Origin of the sequence: uncultured Ruminococcus sp., from assembly GCF_937915125.1 — a bacterium.
GTDB lineage: Bacteria > Bacillota > Clostridia > Oscillospirales > Ruminococcaceae > Ruminococcus_C.
On sequence record NZ_CALDMP010000073.1, the window covers coordinates 1 to 2,121 of the forward strand.

Here is a 2,121-nt window from a genome sequence, read left to right on the forward strand (position 1 = left end):
CTGCCAGGGCTACTCGCCCTGGACCTCGCCAGCTGTGCTCAGCTGGACCAGCAGTCTGGGCTGCCTTTCTCAGAACGGTGCCATTTCTTTTGGAATGCTACCCTTAGTAATTTCAGCCCATTGCCGCAATGATGCATTATCTCACTTGTCACTGTCAATATACTTCCAGCAGCCCTTGAGATAGACCAGTCCCGAAATGATCGTCAGAATGGTGGAGATCCAGATGAGTCCGCCCAGCACCCATGTCCGCACAAATTCCGGCACTGCCAGGCTGAAATCTCCCACCAGAGACAGATACAGCAGAATGCCCACAATGGATACCATGGTGAACGCCGTTTTCAGCTTGCCCCAGATCCCGGCGGCTACGACAACGCCTTCCTCTGCCGCCAGAAGCCGCAGTCCCGACACCATGAATTCTCTCGCTGTAATGATCACCAGCGGAATCGCTGACATGCGGAATTCGTCCAGCTCCACAAATACAGTCAGCGCCGTAATGACCAGTACCTTATCCGCCAAAGGGTCGAGAAATTTTCCGAAATTCGTCACAAGTCCCCGTGCACGGGCAATTTTTCCATCCAGCATATCCGTAAAGGACGCCGCCGCAAAGACAATGAGCGCCAGCAGAAAATGCATGGGAATGGCTTTTACATAAATACAGATCAGAAAGACCGGGATCAGAATCACACGCAAAAGCGTCAGTTTATTGGGCAGGTTCATCGGTTACCTCCTCCGCCAGCAGGTCATAGTCCAGTGTGTCAAATACTTCTACCGTAATATACTGTCCCATCCGGAGACGGTTGTCACTCTTTACAAAGATCTTGCCGTCAATATCCGGCGCATCTGCCGCCGTCCGTCCGAAATAGCATCCGGCATATTTATCATACCCCTCCATGACCGCAGTCATGCGTGTACCGATCTTGGTAGCATTCTTCGCCGCACTGACCTCCGCCTGCTGCTCCATGAGGATATCCGCACGATGGGCACGGACTTCTTCGTCGATCTGGTCCTCGTATGCAGCCGCCTTTGTGCCCTCTTCCTCGGAATAGGCAAAGCATCCCAGACGGTCGAACTGCATATCCTGCACAAAATCTCCCAGACGGTTGAACTGCTCCTTCGTCTCCCCGGGGAATCCGGTGATCAGCGTGGTGCGCAGAGTGATATCCGGCACACGCTCCCGGATATGGGCAATGAGGTTCCGCAGGGTCTCCTCCTCTCCCGGACGGTTCATCCGGCGGAGGATTTCCCCGTCGCAGTGCTGGATGGGCAGATCCAGATAGGGTACCATATGCGGCTCTTCCACAAAGACATCCAGCAACTCGTCTGTAATGCGCTCGGGATAGCAGTACAGCACACGCACCCAGCGGATGCCCGGAATATGACACAGCTCCCGGAGCAGCTCCGGCAGCCGGGATTTCCCGTAGAGGTCTGTGCCATACTGGGTGGTATCTTGGGCAATGACGATCAGCTCTGTCACATGGTGCTCCGCCAGCCAGCGTGCCTCTTTCAGTACATCCTCCATAGGAACGCTGCGATAGGGACCACGAATCTGGGGAATGGCACAGTAGGTGCAGCAGTTGGAACATCCCTCCGCAATTTTCAAATAGGCGAAGAAAGGCAGGGTGGTGATAATACGGTCGCCGGTCATTTCGGCATCACTCTTTTTCCCGAACCGCACGACACGTTCTCCTGCAAGAACATGGTCAAGAATATCCACAATATCCCGGTTGTCGCCGATGCCGATGACAGCGTCTGCCTCAGTGAACAGCTCGGCGGCTTCTTCCTTGTATCGCTCTGTGAGACATCCCGTCAGAATGATCTTTTTCAGCGTGCCGTCCTGTTTCAAGGCACCCAGTTCCAGAATGGTCTCAATGGCTTCTTCCTTGGCGGACTGAATGAATCCGCAGGTGTTGACAATCGCAATTTCAGCTTCGCCCGGCTCTGTCACAAGCTGGTACCCGTGCGCACGCAGCTTCGCCAGCATACGCTCTGAGTCCACCAGGTTCTTGGAACATCCCAGGGAAACCATGCCTACTTTAATTGGCATATGTTTACCTCCAATTTTTTATGGCAATACCGCACAAAGATTGTGCGTCAGATGCGCCGTCAGATTTTTTGTCAGAT

At 53.8% G+C, this 2,121-nt stretch carries 2 protein-coding genes; both read right to left on the bottom strand.

Annotation, left to right across the window (positions count from 1 at the left end):
- Nucleotides 1-141: 141 nt before the first annotated feature.
- The gene (gene pgsA, locus Q0418_RS07265) at nt 142-717 is read right to left on the bottom strand and encodes a CDP-diacylglycerol--glycerol-3-phosphate 3-phosphatidyltransferase (protein WP_298483476.1); all 576 of its coding nucleotides are present in this window, start codon (nt 715-717) and stop codon (nt 142-144) included.
- Complete coding sequence (gene rimO, locus Q0418_RS07270) at nt 701-2,044, bottom strand: 30S ribosomal protein S12 methylthiotransferase RimO (RefSeq protein ID WP_298483477.1); 1,344 nt, start codon at nt 2,042-2,044, stop codon at nt 701-703. Before rimO ends, pgsA begins: the two co-directional genes overlap by 17 nt.
- Nucleotides 2,045-2,121: the final 77 nt, after the last annotated feature.

Excerpts from the sequence above, each read along its gene's own strand:
- pgsA (WP_298483476.1), bottom strand. The coding sequence starts at position 717 with ATGAACCTGCCCAATAAACTGACGCTTTTGCGTGTGATTCTGATCCCG.
- rimO (WP_298483477.1), bottom strand. The coding sequence starts at position 2,044 with ATGCCAATTAAAGTAGGCATGGTTTCCCTGGGATGTTCCAAGAACCTG.